Consider the following 2,850-nt stretch of genomic DNA (forward strand, 5'->3'; position numbering starts at 1 on the left):
AAAATAATACTCACAGACCTCTTGTACTGACATTGCATTCTCGACACGTTCTACCAATACTAATGGCTCTTTCAAGTTCACTTTACCTGGACGAATAACACGGTAGAGCCAGCCACAACGGCTAATCTCCTGCATGTCTACCGCAAATTTTTCCACGCCCCAACGCTTGCTGAGTTTGAAGCACGGCGAGCGCGGCTGACTGACCTCAATCAGTGCCTCACCCCATTGGTAACGGTCGCCTATACATACTGTCTCTTCAGTCATCCCTTCAGAGCTAAGGTTTTCCCCCATTCCCGGGGCTTGCCATTCAGATTCGGATTGGTATTTATTACTCCAGTAACGATAGTGCTCCGCCGGATACTGATGGAGCGCGCGCTCAGCACCACCATGATGTTTCTGGTCTGCACACTCATCCCCTTCCAACCCTTGCTCAGAAAGATAGATATCTACTTCTACCGCACTCTTATCAATGGCGGTTTTCATGCCATAACGACTGGCCACCTTGCCGCAATATACACCGCTAAGAGGGTACTTCTGTGTCATACCAACGTCCTTCTGTTCTTATTTTCGCAATAGGCTACCACCAGCCTATCTAAAAAGTCGCCTAAAATCTTATTCATACGGCTAGTGGGCGCGTTCAGGATGTCACTTTCAGGTTGTATATAACGATGCTTTTCTCGCTCGGAGAAATCATTTTGACTATGGGTAATTAACGCCGGTAACTGGGCAGCAACAAACTCTAAATGGCATTGGAAACCGTATACCAAATCGGCGTAACAAACTATTTGTCTCGGGCAGCCATCGCTACTTGCCAACACGACAGCAGACTCGGTCAACCCCGGCATATCGTTATGCCAATGTCCCACCAATTCGGTCGACTCAAAAGCGCTGAGCTTGATATCGTTGCTCCCCTGCTCAGTTAACTTAATAGGGAAGTACCCTATCTCCTTTTCCGGGCTGGATTCATAACGAGCACCAAGAGATTCGCCAATCAACTGTGCACCGAGACAAACGCCGACTACCGCTTTATCTGCGTTAATCGCACTGCAGATTAACGTTTGCTCTCCCTTCGAATCAAAGTACGCGCATTCGGCTGTACTTGTAGCGGGGTTTTGCGGACCACCCAACACAATCAAACAGTCAAACTCTGCAGTACTCGAAGGAAGCGCTTCTCCAAGATATACACGCGAATAGCTAGCCAGATAACCGCGCTCTCGCACCCAATGGTCAAAATACCCCGCCCCTTCAAATGCTTCATGAACAATAAAATGGATCTTCATCATCTCTCCTTACTGACTTGATTGTTCAAGATGATAGAATCCTTTACCCTTGACCGGGTAAGGCCACAAGGACACAAAACAATGCTAAGCCGCCATTTAAAATCTGCCAACGAAATGATTGCAGACAATCCTGACTCTCCGGTTTTAGTGAAGACCATTGATATGCAAAAAGGATATGTCGATAGCCTGCACCAGCATCAGTGGCACCAGGTAATATTTCCGCTCAAAGGTTTACTGCAAACTCAAGCTGATCGTTATCAGTACCTTGTTCCGCATACCTCTGCTCTATTTGTTCCGGCCAACCTATCACATGAATCAGTCGCACTATCTAACACCACGTTTATGGGCATATATATCAATCCCAAACTTGGCCGCCCCTACGAAAGAGAGATTCGCACGATTTCCCTTACACCATTTATCCGTGAGCTACTCAAAGAAATTCACCGTTCAAATCAGCAAAGTGGCGACCGGGACTCACTATCACGCCTTTTGGATGTATTGCATGATCAAATCGCTAAAGATGACTTGCTGACTTTTAAGCTGTTGTTACCGGAAGATAGGCGGTTAAAACTGATTTTTGAGAAGTTGACCGACACCCCAGAGTTGGATTGGTCGTTATTGAAGTGGGGAGAATGTGTGGGGGCATCGGAACGCACACTATCAAGACTGTTTGCCAAAGAGTTCAATACCTCATTTTCACTTTGGCGGCGCCACCTGAGACTTATTTATTCGCTGTCACTGTTAGATGAAAACTTGTCGATCCAAACTATCGCCGACAAAGTGGGATACCAAAATGACTCTTCCTATATCAAAGCATTTAAAGAGAATTTCGGTACCACACCACAACAATTTCGAACTAAAGGGGAAATTGTCTCTTAATCAATTGCGACCGAGAAATTACTGTCAATAATATCGGTTCTTAAGTGTTTAATGGTCAAATATTCATCCGAATTCAGACAAGCTTTTAAATGCTGCATTGAGGGAAATTTAACCAGTGACAGCTTGGCATCTGAACCTAACCAATTACCTTCCAACACATCGACACTTTGATCCGAAGTTCCTGCCACCAAAACCTCAGCGCCATGAGCCTTGAATATTGGCATTGCAGCATGAGCATAATCAGCCAGAGAAGCGTGTCCTTGTGGTAATACAATTGATGCCACTAAATAGGCAGGTTTATGCTGGCTCATATTGACCTCCAACTGCATCAAACACGATCCCTTTGTATTGGCCATCAAGACTGGCCTGATAATAAGTAGCGACATCCTTTGCCGGTATTCCTGTGCTGCTATCGATCCCCCAAAGCTCCATCGTTTCTTTTACCATCCCAGGGCTCACCGCATTGATTCGCTTGCCATCTTTTAACTCCAAGGCTGCAGTTGCGACAAACGCATTAATTGCTGCCACTCCCATGGTAATTGCAGTGGTGCCCGGCATGGGTTGATTAGCCGCCTGACCGGAAGTAAGCGTAATTGAGCCCCCTTCATTTAGATAATCAAGCCCCAGGCGAACCACATTTACCTGGCCCATCACCTTGTTGTTTAGCACCTCAAGGAAAGCAGAAGATCGG

5 protein-coding genes are annotated in these 2,850 nt (G+C 46.2%); 1 reads left to right on the plus strand and 4 read right to left on the minus strand.

Features of this window, described 5'->3' with window-relative positions; all coding sequences use genetic code 11:
* Together MHN01_RS23200 and MHN01_RS23205 are read right to left on the minus strand one after the other, a co-directional pair.
* A partial coding sequence (locus MHN01_RS23200; protein ID WP_239413719.1) for an MOSC domain-containing protein occupies positions 1-543 on the minus strand: 543 nt, incomplete at its 3' end.
* On the minus strand, positions 540-1,280 hold the full coding sequence (locus MHN01_RS23205) for a glutamine amidotransferase (RefSeq protein WP_239413723.1): 741 nt from the start codon (positions 1,278-1,280) through the stop codon (positions 540-542). The genes MHN01_RS23200 and MHN01_RS23205, both read right to left, overlap by 4 nt.
* 81 nt (positions 1,281-1,361) lie before the next feature.
* Here MHN01_RS23205 and MHN01_RS23210 point away from each other — a divergent pair, with 81 nt between their 5' ends.
* Positions 1,362-2,159 carry a helix-turn-helix transcriptional regulator gene (locus MHN01_RS23210; protein ID WP_239413720.1) on the plus strand — a complete coding sequence of 266 codons (798 nt, stop codon included), beginning with the start codon at positions 1,362-1,364 and terminating at the stop codon, positions 2,157-2,159.
* Here the strand turns inward: MHN01_RS23210 and MHN01_RS23215 are convergent.
* Positions 2,156-2,470, minus strand: coding sequence for a DUF1330 domain-containing protein (locus tag MHN01_RS23215; RefSeq protein WP_239413721.1), 315 nt, complete (start codon positions 2,468-2,470; stop codon positions 2,156-2,158). The genes MHN01_RS23210 and MHN01_RS23215 overlap by 4 nt on opposite strands.
* Positions 2,457-2,850, minus strand: a 394-nt coding sequence (locus MHN01_RS23220; protein WP_239413722.1) for an SDR family oxidoreductase, incomplete at its 5' end; no start/stop codon positions are given. The genes MHN01_RS23220 and MHN01_RS23215, both read right to left, overlap by 14 nt.

Source organism: Photobacterium sp. OFAV2-7 (genome assembly GCF_022347985.1).
Classification (GTDB): domain Bacteria; phylum Pseudomonadota; class Gammaproteobacteria; order Enterobacterales; family Vibrionaceae; genus Photobacterium.